Consider the following 18,960-nt stretch of genomic DNA (forward strand, 5'->3'; position numbering starts at 1 on the left):
ACACTGAAAATCAAACAAATATAATTACACCTAATATTTCAACTTTTGATAATTATACAATCGATTTTTTTTATTCTATATTTCAAAGTATTTTTTCATTAGAAAATTCTACAAACTTAGAGCCTTTTTAATTTTATTTAATAGTAATTTATAGGAGATAATTTGATTATATTTTCTGCGATTGCCATCAGGAGTACATAATTCTTGCATAATCTCTTTTGTTAAGAAAAACTTATTAATGAAATAATTATATTTTAGAAATAAAAATTAACGTAAAGCATAAGCTATCGTTTTGGTACATAAAGCCGCGAATTTTATTTGAATAATAACCAAAAATGATAGACTTACGCCCATGTCTTATACTAGCGTGGGCTAAGTACTGATTGACTTCAGTTCCACGCTTTTTTAAACTATTAAAGGTATGATAACAATTTCTTACATCTGTTAATTCCACAGAAGGAAGAGCAAGTTTCCTTAAAATAATTTTGTTTATTTATTTCATTCCTTCTCTTATTGCTTTATTAAGATCTCCTATCATCAAATGGAAATTTTTTACCATATTATTTATCAATCTCTTTTTCAGCTGGACTATTTATGGTTGGTGGTTACATTTGCAAAGGCATTTTCGAGTAGAAATATTATTTATATAAAAAATAAAGCTGAGTCCACAGTAACTTCAGACAAGTATGATCAACTCAATAAATTAAATAATTTACGTTCTTCAGGTACGATTAACAATGAGGAATTTGAGGCAGAGAAAAAGAAAATATTAGATCTCTAATATATTAACAACTGAATCTAAAAAGTGATGATGAAGCTTATTTTGACAATTCGGTAAGAAGATTTAAATTTTATATTAAAGCATGTTATTGAACTGAAAATAAAAGAAATAAAGATCAATTGAAGAATAAAAAAGCGAAATATCAGAAGGACACCAACACCTAACCCTTATAATGAACCGAATGAATAGACTGTTAATCTGGAATTAAGGGATCACTTGCAAGTATGTTCAAAAGTTACATTCCCTAATAGGGGGAATTATGAATATTACAGGGCAAAGGTCTTAAAAACATTTAACGGCTATATTAAAATATCGCAAATGAGGGTACAGAACTGGTAAAAGAGTATTTTAGGAAGTCTACATAGTTTAACGTCCTGAATATAATTGAGAACCCTGCTTTTTTAGCAGGGTTTTCTATGCGAAAAACTTTATCTTGTCAGTTTCTTTCCATCATCTTTGCTGATTTCCGTATAATAGCCTATTTTATTGAAAGTAAGATATAAAACACATATAACAAAACTTATTGCTGTTATTGATAGTATTAGTGAAAAATAGTAATTATTCACTGATCTTGATAAAGCTCTTTGAACTACCCCTTGATTTAATCTTATTTCAAATATAATAAGAAAAATCACTAACAAACAATTGTATTTTATGTATAATTTAACTTTTTTACTTTTCTGAAACTCATTGTAATAACTAAGCATGGTTGAGTTATCCTCTTTAAATGCTTTATCCAATAAAGAGTGTTCAGAAAATTGATTTCTCTCATAATCATCAGTTGTTTTCAAGATAAGAAAAGAGGGTAAATTTGCCCGCAAAATTGATAAGACCAAATACAGTAAAAAATGTATAAACAAGTATAATTGAAACAATTTTAATTGCATTTAAAGAACTAATAAAATCTTCAAACAGCAATTTGTTATAGCATACAGTATTTGTAATATCAGCAGTTAGTATTATTGAATAAAAATCACCAAGTAATGCGGCCATTTGTTATAGTCATCAAAAAAATTGAATGGTATTTTTCCATGATTAAAAAATTTACAATTAATTCAAAAATAGGAATGATTTTAAATTCAGCACTAGACGTTTCATTATTGATTAATATTTTTCATATTTGCCATAGAAATAAGGTGGCAGGATAAAGAAATTTTCTTTATCCTATTTTATAGCTTATAAAATCCGTCATTAGGTAGGTACGAATTACTCTTGACCAATTTTTTCTCTTTTTTATATTCTATTATATAAATTTTCTGTTTCGATTAATAAAAAACAGAGAATTTTATCATTGTACTTTAGAAAACTCATGATGTTCTTATCATAGGCATATATAAGTTCATTATCTATATAATCGTCCCCAATAATAATGTTTGCTCTTTTTATTTATATAATTTAGTGAGATTCGTTATTTAAAGATTTAATTGAAAAAGCATTTAGCATATGTATTTAATAATATGAAATATATGCCTTTCTAATTATCAATTTTATTTAATTTGTAATAATACCTTATATTAGATAAATAATTTATATACATATATTGCCCCTTTTCTCTCTGATAATGAAAGCGGTTATCATATTAATAAATATGCCAGCTACAAAACTAAAAATTGCTTATATTATATTATTATTGATAATCTGAATTCTACTCATTGGCTTTATTCCTGCTTTAGAAGAGCCAGAGTTGCTTGTTTATTAATCATTAAAATAATTTATATCTTATAATTTAGAATCCAAATACTACTTAATAATCATAAGATTTAAAGAAGAAACTACACCTATTAAACATTCATCAAAATGAGTGTGCTTGATGGCCATATAAATGGTGCTTTATTTTAAGAATCAAAATTTCTTCTATATTCTTTAGGTGAAACTCCTGTGTGTTTTTTGAAGTAGCTGCTGAAGTGTCCTGGTACAGAGAAACCAAGCTGATATGAGATTTCTTTGATAGAAATAGATTGATTCCTTAGGAGCAGCTTTGATTGAGAAATCGTTTTTTCTGCAATCCATCTTGAAGCTGACTTGCCTGTTTTTACTTTTATCATCGCCCCAAAGTAACTAGGGTGAAATCCTAGGGCATTTGCATAATCCTGTACTTGAAATATCTTATCTTCAGCACCATTTACCAATCCCTGATAATGACTATCTAACAGTTTTTTAAATGAGTGTATCATCTGTGAATCTATATTTACTGGCTCATCATGAAAACAGGACTCTTTATATCTATGTAACAGTGCGGCAAACAGATGTCCGATTATTTTAAAACTTTTATCATTTTCTTTGAAATACCTTCTCATCTGAAGATATAGGTATTCTACATGTTCAAAAAATTCATGTGATACAATGTTAGAAAAGAACTCATCTGTAAGCAAAAATGGGAATTCTTCGTATGTATGATTAAACATATATTTTTTAATAAAATATTCTTCAAAAGTTAAAATATATACTTCATCAAAACTATCAAACATGTATATTTGCTCTACATTTCTATTTATAAAATTGATGGTGTAAGGTTCTAAAAAACAAAGCTTACCGTTTATATAACATTTTCCTGATCCCTTCTTAACAAATAAAAACGAAAAATAATCTGGATATGTTAGTAATGTTGTATAAGGTGCATTACAATCAAAGTCTTTAAGATTAAATATTGAAAATCCGTTTTCAACAATTTTAGATTTTTTTTTTGTATTCCTAATTCTTGCTCTGTATAAGAGAAAGATTGTAATTGATTATAATTAAACATTTGTGTAGTTTTGTGTTTGTTTTTATTATTTAGTGTCCCTATACCTACTTAAACATATTTGTTATAGAAAAACATTATTTTTAATAAAAAATCTAGCGCAAAATTACAAACGACTACAAATCAAAACAATACCACCAAAAATGTATTTTCATCTACCTCAAATAAGGTAGACCTATATTTAAGTTTAATCAATTTATTACCCAAATAAAAAATGAAATGTTTTAAGGATTATATTCGATATTTATTTCCATTTATAATTATAATTTTTATTTCTTTTCCAGGTTTTGGACATGCTCAATACAGGGTTCCATTGGATGAACAAAAGTACCTACATCAATTAGAATTTGATCTATTACATAAAAAAGCGCAAAAAGATCAAGAAACTACATTACTATTGCTTAGTGATTTCTACAGAATAATAGAGCCTACACTGGCAAAAAAATACTTTATAAAAAGTAAACTATATTTATCAAAAGATGCTTTTTCGCTGGGACAATCTTATTATTTTGAAGGGCTTCTTTATCTTAACACAGACAAGAATAAAGCGGAAGGATTATTTAAGAAAGCAATTGAGTATCTTTCAAAAATAAATAGTGGAAAATCAGATTTTTATCTTGCAGATTCCTGGTATCGATATGCTATTGTTCAAGTTAATCAGAAAAGTTATCCTTATATTATTAAAACATTAACAGAAAAATCAATTCCATTAGTTCAAAAATATAAGAATCAAAAGAATATTGCCTACTTCTATACCCTATTGGGAGTGCATTTGACCAATAGTCTAAATGACTACAAAAAGGGAGTATTATACATGCTGAAATCAATAGACATCCTTGAAAAAGAATATCCAAACTCGATTCATCTATATACTACATATCTTGCATTAAGCGATTCGTACTCTTATGAGGCTGGTTACGAAGGTTTAGCAAAACCCTATTTAGATAAAGCAACAAAAATCATTACCCCTTATCAAGAGACATCTCATTATACTTATTACCTTTATTCTCAACTGCTGGTATTAATAAACTTCAAACAGTATTCAAAAGCATTATTGATATCTGATAATGGAATTAAAAGATCTAAGAAGTTTAAACAGAATGTATTTCTGCAAAAATTTTTATTTCAAAAGAGTGATGTTTTAACGAAATTAAAAAAATATAAGCAGGCAAAAAATACATTGTTAGAATTTTTTAAAAATGGAGATTTAAGTAAGGAAGTCAACAATCGCAAAATTATTTATACTCAACTTAGGGATGTTAATGAACTTCTTAATAATAACAAAGAAGCATTATACTGGTCAAAAAAATATTCTACTTTAAATGATAGTATATATGACCAAAAAATACAATATGAAATATCATTATTAGAAACAAAATACAGAACATTAGAAAAGGAAAAAGAAATAAAGGAAAAAGAAATAGAGATAAAAAAAATAAAATATATTTCTGGATTTTAGGATGTATACTATTTTCTATAATTATGTTGTTGATCTTGATATTGTTTTATTTTAAGAATAAAATAAAGCTTGACAAGCAAATCGAAATTAATTTAATCCAAAATATAAAAGAACAAAAGCAACTTGAGGAATTAAAAATCACTAGAGCATTACTGGATGGAGAAGAGCATGAAAGACAAAGAATATCCCAGGAACTCCATGACGGAGTTGGCGGATTATTTTCCACCGTAAAATTAAATTTCTCATTATGGTCAGAAAATTCTAACTTAGAAGATAAATCTGATTTTAATGAAATATTGAACCAACTGGATTATTCGATTTCCGAATTAAGGAGAATTTCAGAAAATATGTCTCCAGCCTCTCTTATAAATTACGGACTCATCTATTCTATAGATGATCTGTGTGCATTCTTTTCAGCAAAAAAAATTACAATTGAATTCTTACCTTTAAATATTAATGAAAAAATAATTTCACAAAACTCTCAATTAAACATCTACAGAATAATTCAGGAATTATTAACAAATGTTATAAAACACTCCCATGCAAAAAAAGTTTTTATACAATGCTCACAATCTGAAAATTTATTTTTAATAACAGTAGAAGATAATGGTATAGGAATAGGAAAATATTTCAATGATAAAGGGCATGGAATTTTCAATATAAGAAAAAGGGTAGATTATATGAACGGAAAAATGGATATAAAATCCAAAGATAATCTTGGTACTATTATAAATATTGAATTAATTATTAATGAAAAATAAAAGTGTAAAAATTGCTATTGTGGATGACCATCCAATCGTTATACATGGTCTTGTGAACATTCTTACTCAAAATAATAATTTTGATATTGTAGTTACTTTTACAGAAGGAAAAAAAATTATAGAATATATTAAAAGTCATCACTTGGATGTAATCCTGTTAGATATTAATCTTCCGGATGGAAACGGAGCGGAAATATGTAAAGAGATAAAAAAAAAGAATCCGGACATAGTAGTAATACTTATTAGTAATAGAGCGGAAAGAACAATTATTCTACAAAGTCTACAAAACGGAGCAAATGGTTATTTATTAAAGAATTCCAGCATTGAAGAACTTAATCAAAGTATTAATGATGCCTTGAATGGAAAAATTGTTTTTAATGATGAAATTATACAAATTATAAGTAAACCCTCCTTGTTAAAACTTCACCAAGATCCAAAATTAACTTTTAGAGAAACTGAAATCTTACAGCTTATAGCTAAAGGTAAAACAGGGCCAGAAGTAGCGGAAATCCTTTCACTCAGTATACTAACCGTTGCAACACATAGAAAAAATATTTTACAGAAATTTAATGCAAATAGTACGTTGGAAGTGATTAATCTTGCAAAAGAATATGGAATTCTTTAAAATTTCTGATGTCATACTGTAAATACACCTTTCTTATTCTTTAATTAATTGACAGAAGCACAGAAAATACAGTTTCGGGAATAGGCAAACGACAGCAGGAATAACTCTTACGAATCTCTTTTCATTATCAAGAAAGACAGAAACACTATTCTATTATAATGGTTTTCTTAATAAATTTTCTGCAACGGATTCAGAAAACTGTCGGTTTTATATAATTGTATTGATTTTTTTTATTAAAGCTTTTTCTCGTATTTTTAAGTACATTTTCGTTGTACATAAAATCAAATTACATTATATTTGTTGAAAATGAGTAAAATGTACTAATGATAATAGGATATGCAAGAGTCAGCAAGTTTGAACAAAATTTAGATTTACAAACAGATGCTTTAAAAAAAGTCGGAATAGAAAAAATTTATGTTGACAAAGTTAGTGGTGTAAAATCGGAAAAGCCACAACTTAATGATTTATTGAAATATATTAGGACGGGAGATACTTTAACTATTTGGAGATTAGACAGGATTGGAAGAACAACAGTTGGATTAATTCAATTCGTAACAGAATTGAACAAGAAAGGGATACACTTTCGATCTATCTCTGAGAATATAGATACCAGCTCTGCTAGTGGAAAATTAATCTTCCAGATTTTTTGTGTTTTGGCTGAACATGAAAGAAACGTTTTGATAGAGCGAACAAATGCTGGATTGAAAGCAGCTAGAGCAAGAGGAAAAAATGGAGGTAGACCAAAAGGAATGACAGAAAAATATAAAAAAATTGCTCCTTTAGTGAAGACTTCCTATGAAAGTAAAAATCTTTCTATTGAGGAAATTATGAAAGCTTTCAAAATTGGAAGCAAAACAACATTTTATAAAATAGTTAAATCTTAAGTTGATAGCTATTTAATCAGATTTCAAATATTTATTGTTATTTTGTATATTATATACTTATGGCTGCAGCAGAACAAATAAAGAGTTTAATTAAATCATATGGGGTTGGTGACGATAGCAGGTTTTATGCTACCGCAATGCAAATTGCTGCCGCTGAAGCTAAAAAAGGGCATGTCACTTTAGCTGATGAGATAAAGAAGCTTATTGATAATGCAAAGTCAAGCAAATCAAAATTTGCAGGTGTTATAAGACCACTTCATGATAGCGTTGGTCAAAAGGAACTAAGCGAATTATTAGAACTTATTCAACCAGAGTTTAAGCTTAATAATATGATTTTATCTTCTAAAATCAACAAGTCACTCAGACGAATATTAGATGAGCAATCCAAAATTGAACTTTTAAAACATCATAATCTTCACCCTAGAAAAAAACTATTATTTGCGGGTCCTCCGGGATGTGGTAAGACGATGTCTGCTAGTGCTCTTGCGAACGAACTAGCTATACCATTATTTGTTATCAGGCTGGATGGTTTGATTAGCAAATATATGGGAGAATCGATTGCTAAGCTTAGACAAATTTTTAATGCGATGAATCAATTCCGTGCTGTCTACCTTTTTGATGAATTTGATAGTGTAGGAACTACCAGAACAAGCCTTAATGAGGTTGGAGAAATCAAGAGGGTTTTAAATAGTTTTCTATTGCAGCTGGAGAAGGATAATTCCAACAGTGTAATCATTGCTGCTACTAATATTCCTGAAGTTTTAGATACAGCTCTCTTTAGACGTTTTGATGATATAATCATTTACACATTACCGGAATTACCGGAAATTAAAAAGCTATATGTGAAAAGATTGGATGAACTTAATTTAAGTAATAGTTTTAATTTAGAAAAAATTGCTACAGAGTCAATTGGCCTCAGTTATTCTGAGATTTCTAGAGTTTGTGAAGATCTTGCAAAAGATATTTTGGTGTATGGGGTAGATGAAATTTCTGAGGATGACTTTATTGATTCAATAAAGCATAGAAAGAAACCATTTTAACCTAAAATATGCCTCAATTTTTACGTGATCACATTTTTCTCAAAGAACGTACTGCTCCAATGCCTTATACCTCCATTTCTACGGGGAGAAGTAAAGTAAAGCCGCGTCTAAATCTTGACAGAGCAGTTCAAGGGCACAAAATACAAAATGAATTTAACGAAGCTGTTGATATTTTTAAGGTACTTGCACCTGAAGTTGAGTTCGTTTATCTTGTTTTCAAATCGGCACCAGGATTTCTTTTAGACATCGATAAATTTGAGGATTCAAATTTGAATTACAGACTCGCTTCATACAGAAGAATACCTGGCGAAAACTCGGAAGACGATATCTACGAAGCAACTGTATGCATGAATCCTAGAGCCATTGGTGGCTTTTTACGAAAAGTGGAACAGTATATTGGTGAAGAAACAGCTAGGGGAAATCCTAAACATCAGAATCTCATTGCTAATCTTGAGTCAATTAAAAGTGCAACATTAAAAAGTTTCTGGCAGGAGCCTGAACTTGCATTTCCGGAATCTGGAGAGAATACATGGTGGGAAATCTGGATATATAGAAATTCTTTAATATCAACTGATGAACAACTAGAAGGAATTTTCGAAATTTTGAGAAATGCTGGGATCCAAATTGGAAGGGGGAGATATCTTTCTTTTCCAGAACATATTGTTTTCTTAGTTTATGGAAATGCAATCCAGTTGGGTAATTCGATTTTATATACTGATTCTCTTTCGGAACTAAGAAAACCTAAAGAGACAGCAGACTTTTTTACTTATCTTGATAAGCAAGAGGAAAATGATTGGATTCAAAATCTCAATGAAAGAATAGATAATTATCAGGTGTTAGGTAATGTATCTGTTTGTTTATTAGATACAGGTGTTAATATCGCCCATCCGCTATTGGAAAATTTGATTAATGTTAGGAATTTAGATACAATTGAGCCATCTTGGTCTAAAAACGATTCTCATAGGCAAGGCCATGGTACACCTATGGCGGGATTGATAATGTACGGGGATTTGAGTGATGCCATGGATGGATTTAACAGAATAGAGATTTACCATGATCTTGAAAGTATAAAGATTATTGAACCAAGCCAACCAAATAACCCTGAGCTATATGGTGCTATAACGCAGGAGGCTATTGCTCGTGCAGAATTAATCAATCCGCGAAGTAAAAGGATTGTTTGTATGGCAGTAACCAGTGATACTTTAGTGCATTTAGGAAGACCTTCATCTTGGTCAGCAGCAATAGATCAAAGAATTTTTGGAGATACAGATAATCCAAATAATACAACTCTATTTTTGTGTCCTCTGGTAACATTCCGATGGATGATCGAATAAATTTTCCAATAATTAATGACGAATATTCAATTGAGGATCCTGCGCAATCCTTTAATGCAGTTACTGTAGGTGCATATACTTTGAAGGATGCCATAGATTTTAATCAGTTTCCAGAAGCATTATTGGTTGCTCAAAGGGGAGACATGGCACCATGTAATAAAACATCTATAATGTGGCAACAAGAATGGCCAAGAAAACCTGACATTGTCATGGAGGGGGGGAATCAAGGAATTTTTAGTGATGGAATAATTGACCCAGATTCGTTGTCTCTTTTATCGACAGCGAAAGGTGGACTTGGACGTTCATGGTTTACAACATTCGGAGATACAAGTGCTTCAACAGCTTTGGCAAGTAAATTTGCAGCTCAGCTTTATGAATCATATCCAGCATATTGGCCTGAGACTATCAGAGCATTAATTATTCACTCGGCAGATTGGACAGACTCTATGCTCGGCGGACATCATATCTCCGAGTTATCTATTGATCGTAAACTTGCTCTTTTATCAACTGTGGGATATGGTGTTCCGAATTTTAATAAGGCAAAATTTAGTGCTAACAATTCACTTTCATTAATTATTGAAAGATACCTGAAACCATATAAGTTTGAAGATAATAGAGTTAAAACAAATGATTTTCATCTTATAGACCTACCTTGGCCTGTTGATGTGCTTCAAGAACTAATGAATACTCCAGTCCAGTTAAAACTAACGTTGTCATATTTCATCGAGCCTAATCCAGGTAATCGTCAATATGAACTTGCAGCAAGCTACCGTTCGCATGGTTTAAGATTTAAAATGATTGATACAAACGAGAGCGAAGAGGCATTTTCTGCGAGAGTAAGTAAAGCAGCCCGCGATGACAATTATATTCCTGAAGGAAATGAGCATTGGATTCTTGGCTCAAAAGCTCGTGATAAAGGATCTATCCATAAAGATATTTGGGAAGGGACAGCTATAGATCTTTCGACGCGAAATAAAATTGCAATTTATCCCGTAGGAGGATGGTGGAAAAATAGAAAGCAACTTGCTCGCTATACCAATCAAATTCGCTATAGCTTAATCGTAACAATTGAGACATCAGATATAAATGTGGATATTTATACTCCAGTTCTTTTACAAATTCCAATTGAAATTTAATTTATAATCTCAATAAACGATCAAATATTAGATTTTTATAATATGAAGAAAAATGAGTTGCTTAAGGATTTGAAATTTTTTTTAGAACTACACCCAACATTTGAAGGTTCTGATGAAGACATTTATTCTGTAAGAAAAGATTTAAAGATCAAATTATGGATGGATGGTGGATTTATTTTTGATTTATACCCTTTAAATTTTGAAATAAATTTTAATACTATCAAAACAGGAATTTTAGTAATAGCTGATAGAAATAATGGGAGCGTGCTTAGAATTTTAACGAAAAATATTATTGGTTTTGAATTAATTAAAGAATCTGATTTTAAAGGAAATTTAAATGAGTTATTTGCATTAAAAGATAACCAAAAAAATTAAATCTCAAAAACGATAGTTAAAACTCAAAAATTTATAACTTCTGCAGTTGCCAAATCCGGAATATCTTCCAGCGGCAGATATTATTGCTAAAAAATAAAAATAATCTCAAAATACAATTGAAATATTACAAAATGTTCAAAACAATATTTATTTCTGATCTCATCAATCGACCTGATAAACAGGTTGAATTTTTGGTGGACAAATTTGAAGATATGGTAGAACCCGAAAATATTGAATTTCCACACAAGCATAATTTCTATGAAGTTTTGTGGATTACAAAGGGGACAAGCGGTCAAAATATTGATTATAAAAATTATGCTATTTCGAAAGACACTTTATTTTTTATTTCGCCGGGTCAGCTGCATTTGTTTGAAGAATGGGAAAATATACAAGGTTATGCCATATTATTTACAGAACAGTTTTTTCTTCAAATATTTCAAAATAAAAATATCCTTTTTGAGCTTTCTTATATGGATAATTTTCACGAAAATCCGTTTTTAAAAATTAAAAATGAAGATAAAAAAGCGATAGAACCCATTGTAGATTTGCTCTATCAAGAATCTAAATGCAGTGAGAAATCAACCGAAACAATTCAAGCATTATTATTGGTTTTATTAAGGCGCATTCAAAAAATATTTTCGTCAAAAAATAATCAAAATAGCAGCAAACATCAAATGGTAATTTTTAAGCAGTTTAAAAATTTAATTGAATTACATTTTGCCAAAAATCTCTCTGTTTCAAATTATGCCTCTCAATTGCATATTTCTACTCATCATTTAAACACATCCATAAAAACAATCAGCGGAAAAACACCTACTGAATTAATAAAAAAACGAATTATTTTGGAAGCACAACAATTACTAAATTTTTCCGAACTGACAGTAAGCCAAATTACCCACCAACTCGGCTTTGAAGACAGCAGTTATTTTGCGCGTTATTTCAAAAAACAAGTTGGAATTTCTCCATTAGAATTCAGAAAAAGCATCTCTTAAAAGTACCGACAAACATACGTTTTGTCCTAACAACTTCATAACTTTCCTGCTCATCTTTGCATTATCAAATAATTAAAAATGATGAGCGAAATAATATCCCAAACGAATATCATTCACAATTTCTTAATCCAGCACCGCAATACCTAGACAGATTACAACGTCCCTTTTGAAGACGGACAAGAATTAGAAAAACTAATCCTTGCCAACAACTGTAAAAATATTTTAGAAATTGGTACATCCAGCGTTCATTCTACCATTTGGTTGGCAAAAACGGTAGAAAAAACAGGTGGAAAAGTGACTACCATTGAAGTTTACAAAAGTAGATTTGAAAAAGCAAAATCCAATTTTGAAAAAGCTGGAGTTTCCCATTTAATTGAAATGAAATTGGGCGATGCAATGCAGATAATTCCAACTTTAAACGAGGTTTTCGATTTTGTTTTTTCAGATGCAACATGGAGCACATAACCGCATGAAGGTTACACAACTTTCTTTAAACTTTGTAAGCCAAAAATAAAAAATGGAGGACTTTATACAATGTACAATGTTATTGATGGTTATGGCCATGATGGAAGATTTTTCAAATATTTAGACAATTTAGGCACTTATAAAACATCAATTATTAATGTTTCGCACAACGGAATTTCAGTAAAAATAAATATTAAAATTATGTCAAAAAAAGTAATCGTTTTCGGAGCAACAGGCTTAATGGGAAAACAAATTGTAAAAGAAAATTTAAAAGCAGAAAATGAAGTAAGTGTTTATATCCGACAAAATGAATATCCTGAAAATGTTACCATTATCACAGGAGAACTAAATGACGAAATTAAAATTGCAGAAGGCATCAAAGGTTTTGAAGTAATTGTTTCGGCATTTGGAAACAGAAACTACGAAGACCCAACTATGATCGTTGCACCCGTTGGAAAATTATTAGCCAAATTGGTTTTTAATAACCAACGATTAATTATAGTTGGAGGTTCAGGACTTACGTTGCAGGATAGCAAAACTTTGCGCAGAGATTTGGTAGGACAACCCGGATTTCTAAAAAATCAACGAGTCGACCATTGGGAAGCTTACACCAACATCGCACCATTAGACATTAACTATCTTTTTATCTGCCCAACAATGGTTATTGAGGGCTATGCGGATGGAAACTATCTTTCACAAGAAAATTATTTCCCTAAAAGTGAGGCTAAACAAATTTCGTTTGGAAATGTGGGGTATTTTATTGCTCAGGAAATTACACGAAATGAATTCAACAAAACAAGAATAGGATTAGTAAATAGCTAGTAAGTGAAAAAAATAATTATAACTACGTTAATAGTTTTGCTATCAATTTTCAATAATGCGAAAGCTCAAACGGGCTTAAAACTTATCGGAAAAACATTTGATTATCAAACAGATAACCTTCATTTGAATTTAGAGATTATATCCGATAATCAGGCAAAATGGACATACATTTCTGCACCCAATAATGAAACAGGGAAAACGGCTGTTGAAAATTATAAAATTGAAGAAATATCACATGGAATTTATAAAATCTATTGGATAGAAAAAGATGGTTCCAATATGGTTGATATTTTTAATTTAAATACCAATGAAGTTTTCGTTGCATTTACTTTACCCAATAACAAACTGTATAACTACAAGACTTCTTTTAAAATTATTTCAGAAAAAAGTGAAAATATGCTTACTATAGAAAAAGTAAATTTTAAAAGTAACAACCAAAATTTGGTGGGACTTTTGTGTAATAATGACAGTAAAAATAAGAAACCAGCCGTTGTTATTTTAGGTCCGGTATGCTCGGTAAAAGAGCAATCGCCCATCCAATACGCAACACGGTTAAGCGAAAAAGGTTTTGTTGCTTTGTGTTTCGATGCAAGAGGCTATGGCGAAAGTGAAGGACAACCACGGCAATTTGAAAGTCTGAAAAATAAAGAAGAAGATGTAAAAGCTGCTATTGATTTTTTAATTTCGAGAAATGATGTGGATGCCGACAACATTTTTGTCATTGGCATCTGTAACGGTACAAACGAAATGATGCAAGTAAGTATTGATGACAAACGTATAAAGGGAATAGCATTGGTTTCAGGAAATTATTTGATAAAAGAAAATATGGTCCATCTTTTAGGCAATGAAAAAGTATGGGACACACATTTGCAAAGAGCAAAACTTGCCAAAGAAAAATTTGAAAAAACAGGCAAAACAGATTACATAAAAATAATTGACAGCATAGGAAATGAACAACTTTTACCACCATTACCTATTTATGAATGGTATCATCCCTGGGAAAATAAAGCACCTTATTTTACCTATCGGGGCGGTTGGCAAAACAAAGTAACCACAATGAGCGAGTTGGAAACTTTGAATTTTGATGCATTGTCTGTGGCAAAAAAGATTTCAAAACCTACTTTGCTGATACATGGAGAAATGAGTGACGGTGGATATAAATATGCCAAACAGATTTTCAACTCAATTCCAACACAAAACAAGAAATCAATTTGGCTGGACAGAACAGTACACTTTCAATTTTATGAGGATCCAATGGTAATTGGACAAGCTGTAAATGAAATATCAAACTGGTTTAATCAAAACAATTATTAATGCCCAACGCAGACATTTTAGAATTTTTATTTGCGACCGACATGCTTAATCTAAAAAATTCCTCGAAATGGACTACCACCAAAAAGTTAGACACTTTTTTAGGGGCATTTATTTATGAAAACATTTGAAGTAGAATTATATATTTATGGAGATAATATAGAAATAGAAATTTTCACACTTGAAGCTTATGTCGCAGAATTTTAAAATTATATTGCATCTCAAACAATTTTTAAAGGATAATAACCTTAGTGAAATTATAAAGTAAATCTCAAAAACGATAGATATTTATATATTAGGACGAATGCTTTTGGAAAAGCCCTGCCCCATATCTTATTTCTGAAAGTAAAAATTCTTGTGTAATGTGTGCTGGGTGATAGAATTACATTAAAATTATATTTTGTATTTACATATAATTAATGAACATGTCTATATAGTTATTGAGGTTTAATTACTGTAGTTTATTATTTAATATTTACAATTTTTCTTTGATCCACAATCAATATCTTTGAGGCTATAAACACTACCGATTAATTATGGAAAAGATAGCTGAAGGTTTTCATTTATTTATAAAGTTTATTAAAAAAGCGATTTTTATAGAAAATAAAATTTAGCCTTTTATTTTAAATTAATTTTTGAATAAAATTCTGAAGTTTCTACGATGAAATATTAATTAAAAAAATTATAAATTTTATCAAAAAACATTCGGAACAAATTCATTTTTTAGACAGTTCAAAAGACTTTCTATTTTTATATTTGTATTCTTTGTGAATTAAAAATAGTAAATATTTGAAAAATAAGCTCATAGGAAAAAAAATATTATTTACTTTAGTGTTTTCGGATTAACAGAGGTATATTGAACAAGTTTTTTAAGATCTAGTTTAAGACAGTGCGAATGCTGTCTTTTTATATTAGGTGCCAGCTCACGAAAAGTAAAAAAACTGGTTAAGGATAAAATCTATTATAAAATTCTTAATAGCAGAAACAATATAAAGAAGCAAAAAAGCCCCGATGGGCCTAAAGTTAATGTTTATAAGTGAAATTTATTTTGCTCCTTTGTAAAGATAAAAATATAATTATCCCTGTAATTCTACTCGCTTTATAGATAAGCTAAAAACAAAGAAATCAGTTGTAAGACGGATTTCTTTGTTTGTAATGAGAATTAAGCTTATTGTGTTTTCAGAATCAGTATTTGTTTTTAAAAGAGTAATAAACGTAAATAGGCACATTATTGCTTAATTCTCATAAAAGATATCCTGATATTAGAAAAAAATATATGGTAACATTATATTCCGCCATATCAGGATGAGCTTTTCACAAGCCGATTTTAGACTATCACAAGAGGATTCTGTAAAGTGCCATTCTTTTGGAAATATCATTTAAGCGTAAACATTTCTGGAACGGGGATGCAGATAATACAACTACAGATTATTTAAAAAAAGTAATATTTGATAATACTCCTTTGGAGTATGTTGTTATTGAAAATCTGTTTTTAAGCAGCTATCAAAGTTGGTTATTTGAAAATCATAATCCAAATGGTGTTACCTCTGGGATACTTCCTTTGGGCATTTTTCATAGAAAGCGTAAACATACTGAGCTTTTATATTGTCCAATATTTTTATCAAGAAAGACGTATTACAAAAAGCAATGGAGGTTATTAATTTCTTATGTATTTTGTAATTATGAAACTATTTTACGTGATTGTTGTCCTAAATGTCATGAACCAATTGCTTTTCACCGATTAGAACAAGGTAATAAAAAAAGAACTATAATTCAGCTTCACTTCTATTACAGAGGGATTCTATAAAATCCCAATTTTCCTTATTGGTTTAAGCATGTTAATCATGAAATATACACAAGAATCGAATTCGCACATGTCATATACAAGCGTGAAGGTGATTCTATAGTTGAAAAAATACAATCTTATCATTATGAAGAACTCAATATTGAATCACTCATGTTTTTAAAAATTGATGATAAATTTGATGATAAATCGAAAAGAATAAAGAAGAAAAATTATCAATTAGGAGTATGGTTTGAAAGTTACGAGAAAATTAGTTTTCAAACAGTAAAAGATAATCAAAGCTCTGTTTCTTCAAAAGAGTCTGTAGGAACAAAGTATTACCAAATTGAGGTCATATTTAAGAAACGTACTCCCATAACCATTATTATTCCGTCTGTTGTTATCGCCCAAGCCTTTTATTTTGTAAACTCTCTCATCATTCAAAATTTATTTAGAGCTGATTTTGAGGAGTTAACAGAAATGGTAAAATGGGAACCAAAAACAAAAGGCGGAAGTGTCATTGAAAAAACACGGAAGTGAGAATATTAAATCAATGGCCACATCCTTAGCATTCTTCTTATTTTCAAAAGATAACTATCTTTGGAACAATCTGCTTAAAATTCAAAGTCATTTATATCATAAGGTATTATACACTCCTGAAAGAAATCGCTTTATCTTCTTAATTCCCATAAAGGAAAAACTACACCTGACTATAAACGGCAGCTATATTAATACTAGAGAAAAGACCATCTTTTTGGCTAATGAAATTGTAAAGGTAAATTCAGAAAAAAAACTTTGATAATCTTTATGATACCGATTATATTAAGTTTGTTAACTACTACAGTTCATCAGGCACTGAATCAGGCAATTCAGATAATTCCAGAGGTAAAAGATTAAAAAAAGCAGTCAAAATAAAAAAACAACTCTTACAAAGGATGGTGTTAATCCAGAACTGGCTGAAAATTTCATTGAATCGGGAACAAATATCTTAAGTTCAATTGACTCTAAGGTAGCCAATCTAAAACAGGAGAGAAAACTCTTTTTCCAGAGACGTCGCCTTATGGAACTTTTGATAAAAAGCTAATAGACCCAGGCTCAAAGTCTGTCGGACTTAGTGGTGGAAAAAAACAACTGACAAAAAGAGTGAAGTATTCAACATTATCCATTCTATAATAGAAAAGTTAAAGAATCACATTACTGTTAGTGAACATATTACAGATAATAATGAAATTATAATTTTTAAAGTATCATATAATAATAAGTATGTCCTGCTTATAGATGATGACTTCCACCAACGTATCCAATTAACATATCAGATTAGTTTAGAGGATGTTGAAAAATTAAAAATCAATAATCTCATCAATTTGGCCATGGATAATGACTACAATTGGAAAACAGTAAAAATGAGTAAAGAGCCTAAAGGGTTTATATTTTCTCAACCCACTAATTACAATCGTAGAGGGAGCCGTATTGAAAAAAAATAAAAAATGAAGATGGGACTCATGAGGAGAAAAGAATATCAGATATATGCTATCTCAATATTTTAAAAAAACTAAAAATGTTATTTATACAATCTTAGATATCTATTCAATATCTTGATATATGCTCAATTTAATTTCTTCGCAAATAAATATATGAGTGAGTCGATAATATTCAGTTTTCTTCAAATCCTTCTGCAAAAAATTCCATCATGGTCATACCAAAGGCATTAATAACTTTTGCTAAGCTACTAAAACGGAGGTCTTCTCCTTTTTCATATCGTCCATATTGAGCTCGGGATATATTATGCTCATAGGCAAAATATTCATAGCTTGAATATCCTTTAGCGATTCTTATCTGCTTTATCCGCTTCCCGAGTTTCTTTAGGACTTCTTCCTTTAAAAATTCTTTATCCTCCATATACTCTTTACTAGAGAATACAAAGCTTGGAAATAAGCATCGTTTATGTTACCATTAAAAAGATGTATCTAATTAGTGGCTTTTTTATTTAAATGTTCTATATTTGAAGTTATTCTTTTCATTGTTTATTTACATAAAGAAAGAGATAATAACAAAATTATTTATAAAAACATGTTAGCAACAATATCTTCTACAAGCCATAGTAGTGGAGACGTTCCACTCTTCAAAATAATTGTTTTTATTTATTTTATACCCTCTCTTATTGCTTTACTAAGATGCCCAATAATAAAATTTAAGTTCTTTAGTGTACTGTTTATTAATTTATTTTTTGGCTGGACAGTTTATGGCTGGTGGTTGGCTTTTTCAAAGGCTTTTTCAAGTAGAAATGTAGTTTATATAAAGAATAAATCACAGTATAAATCAATGTCAACAAAGTATGATCAGCTTAATACACTGAATAATCTACGTACCTCAGGAGCCATCACTGAGGAGGAATTTGAAATTGAAAAAAAGAAAATATTAGATCAATACATCAATAATTAAATCTAAAAGT

The 18,960-nt window shown here is 29.7% G+C and carries 19 protein-coding genes; 17 read left to right on the top strand and 2 right to left on the bottom strand.

What is annotated here, in order from left to right:
* The first annotated feature begins 485 nt into the window (after nucleotides 1-485).
* Both LF886_RS24160 and LF886_RS17675 read left to right on the top strand, forming a co-directional pair.
* Entirely contained in the window at nucleotides 486-650 is a 165-nt protein-coding gene (locus tag LF886_RS24160) for a superinfection immunity protein (RefSeq protein WP_410685079.1), read from the top strand.
* Nucleotides 602-781, top strand: coding sequence for an SHOCT domain-containing protein (locus tag LF886_RS17675; protein WP_410685081.1), 180 nt, complete (start codon nucleotides 602-604; stop codon nucleotides 779-781). The genes LF886_RS24160 and LF886_RS17675 overlap by 49 nt, the downstream gene beginning before the upstream one ends.
* A gap of 1,835 nt (nucleotides 782-2,616) precedes the next feature.
* Here LF886_RS17675 and LF886_RS17680 read toward each other — a convergent pair.
* Nucleotides 2,617-3,249 carry a helix-turn-helix domain-containing protein gene (locus tag LF886_RS17680; protein ID WP_236850932.1) on the bottom strand — a complete coding sequence of 211 codons (633 nt, stop codon included), beginning with the start codon at nucleotides 3,247-3,249 and terminating at the stop codon, nucleotides 2,617-2,619.
* A 486-nt stretch (nucleotides 3,250-3,735) separates the two neighbouring features.
* Here LF886_RS17680 and LF886_RS17685 point away from each other — a divergent pair, with 486 nt between their 5' ends.
* The 14 genes from LF886_RS17685 (at nucleotide 3,736) to LF886_RS17745 (ending at nucleotide 17,048) form a co-directional block, all read left to right on the top strand.
* The gene (locus tag LF886_RS17685; protein ID WP_236850934.1) at nucleotides 3,736-4,980 is read left to right on the top strand and encodes a hypothetical protein; all 1,245 of its coding nucleotides are present in this window, start codon (nucleotides 3,736-3,738) and stop codon (nucleotides 4,978-4,980) included.
* A gap of 35 nt (nucleotides 4,981-5,015) precedes the next feature.
* On the top strand, nucleotides 5,016-5,741 hold the full coding sequence (locus tag LF886_RS17690) for a sensor histidine kinase (RefSeq protein WP_236850936.1): 726 nt from the start codon (nucleotides 5,016-5,018) through the stop codon (nucleotides 5,739-5,741).
* Nucleotides 5,731-6,366 (top strand): response regulator, encoded by a 636-nt coding sequence (locus tag LF886_RS17695; protein ID WP_236850937.1) that lies wholly within the window; start codon nucleotides 5,731-5,733, stop codon nucleotides 6,364-6,366. Before LF886_RS17690 ends, LF886_RS17695 begins: the two co-directional genes overlap by 11 nt.
* A gap of 323 nt (nucleotides 6,367-6,689) precedes the next feature.
* Nucleotides 6,690-7,250 carry a recombinase family protein gene (locus tag LF886_RS17700; RefSeq protein WP_236850938.1) on the top strand — a complete coding sequence of 187 codons (561 nt, stop codon included), beginning with the start codon at nucleotides 6,690-6,692 and terminating at the stop codon, nucleotides 7,248-7,250.
* A 59-nt stretch (nucleotides 7,251-7,309) separates the two neighbouring features.
* Nucleotides 7,310-8,290 carry an AAA family ATPase gene (locus LF886_RS17705; RefSeq protein ID WP_236850939.1) on the top strand — a complete coding sequence of 327 codons (981 nt, stop codon included), beginning with the start codon at nucleotides 7,310-7,312 and terminating at the stop codon, nucleotides 8,288-8,290.
* 8 nt (nucleotides 8,291-8,298) lie between these two features.
* The gene (locus LF886_RS23945; RefSeq protein WP_262913024.1) at nucleotides 8,299-9,624 is read left to right on the top strand and encodes a S8 family serine peptidase; all 1,326 of its coding nucleotides are present in this window, start codon (nucleotides 8,299-8,301) and stop codon (nucleotides 9,622-9,624) included.
* Nucleotides 9,609-10,760, top strand: a complete 1,152-nt coding sequence (locus LF886_RS23950; RefSeq protein WP_262913025.1) for a S8 family peptidase — start codon at nucleotides 9,609-9,611, stop codon at nucleotides 10,758-10,760. Before LF886_RS23945 ends, LF886_RS23950 begins: the two co-directional genes overlap by 16 nt.
* A 42-nt stretch (nucleotides 10,761-10,802) precedes the next feature.
* Entirely contained in the window at nucleotides 10,803-11,135 is a 333-nt protein-coding gene (locus LF886_RS17715; RefSeq protein WP_236850940.1) for a hypothetical protein, read from the top strand.
* 131 nt (nucleotides 11,136-11,266) lie between these two features.
* The gene (locus LF886_RS17720) at nucleotides 11,267-12,127 is read left to right on the top strand and encodes an AraC family transcriptional regulator (RefSeq protein ID WP_236850941.1); all 861 of its coding nucleotides are present in this window, start codon (nucleotides 11,267-11,269) and stop codon (nucleotides 12,125-12,127) included.
* Between the two features lie 195 nt (nucleotides 12,128-12,322).
* On the top strand, nucleotides 12,323-12,592 hold the full coding sequence (locus tag LF886_RS17725) for an O-methyltransferase (protein ID WP_236854331.1): 270 nt from the start codon (nucleotides 12,323-12,325) through the stop codon (nucleotides 12,590-12,592).
* Between the two features lie 201 nt (nucleotides 12,593-12,793).
* A complete protein-coding gene (locus LF886_RS17730) occupies nucleotides 12,794-13,414 on the top strand; it encodes an NAD(P)-dependent oxidoreductase (RefSeq protein ID WP_236850942.1) in 621 nt (206 codons plus the stop codon).
* 3 nt (nucleotides 13,415-13,417) lie between these two features.
* Nucleotides 13,418-14,728, top strand: a complete 1,311-nt coding sequence (locus LF886_RS17735) for an alpha/beta hydrolase (protein ID WP_236850943.1) — start codon at nucleotides 13,418-13,420, stop codon at nucleotides 14,726-14,728.
* Between the two features lie 1,363 nt (nucleotides 14,729-16,091).
* Entirely contained in the window at nucleotides 16,092-16,532 is a 441-nt protein-coding gene (locus tag LF886_RS17740; RefSeq protein WP_236850944.1) for a hypothetical protein, read from the top strand.
* A 150-nt stretch (nucleotides 16,533-16,682) separates the two neighbouring features.
* Entirely contained in the window at nucleotides 16,683-17,048 is a 366-nt protein-coding gene (locus tag LF886_RS17745; protein ID WP_236850945.1) for a hypothetical protein, read from the top strand.
* Between the two features lie 1,113 nt (nucleotides 17,049-18,161).
* Here the strand turns inward: LF886_RS17745 and LF886_RS17750 are convergent.
* Nucleotides 18,162-18,407, bottom strand: coding sequence for a helix-turn-helix domain-containing protein (locus LF886_RS17750; RefSeq protein ID WP_236850946.1), 246 nt, complete (start codon nucleotides 18,405-18,407; stop codon nucleotides 18,162-18,164).
* A gap of 75 nt (nucleotides 18,408-18,482) precedes the next feature.
* Here LF886_RS17750 and LF886_RS17755 point away from each other — a divergent pair, with 75 nt between their 5' ends.
* Nucleotides 18,483-18,950, top strand: coding sequence for a superinfection immunity protein (locus tag LF886_RS17755; protein WP_236850947.1), 468 nt, complete (start codon nucleotides 18,483-18,485; stop codon nucleotides 18,948-18,950).
* Nucleotides 18,951-18,960 lie beyond the last annotated feature (10 nt).

Origin of the sequence: Chryseobacterium sp. MEBOG07, assembly GCF_021869745.1 — a bacterium.
Classification (GTDB): Bacteria; Bacteroidota; Bacteroidia; order Flavobacteriales; family Weeksellaceae; genus Chryseobacterium; species Chryseobacterium viscerum.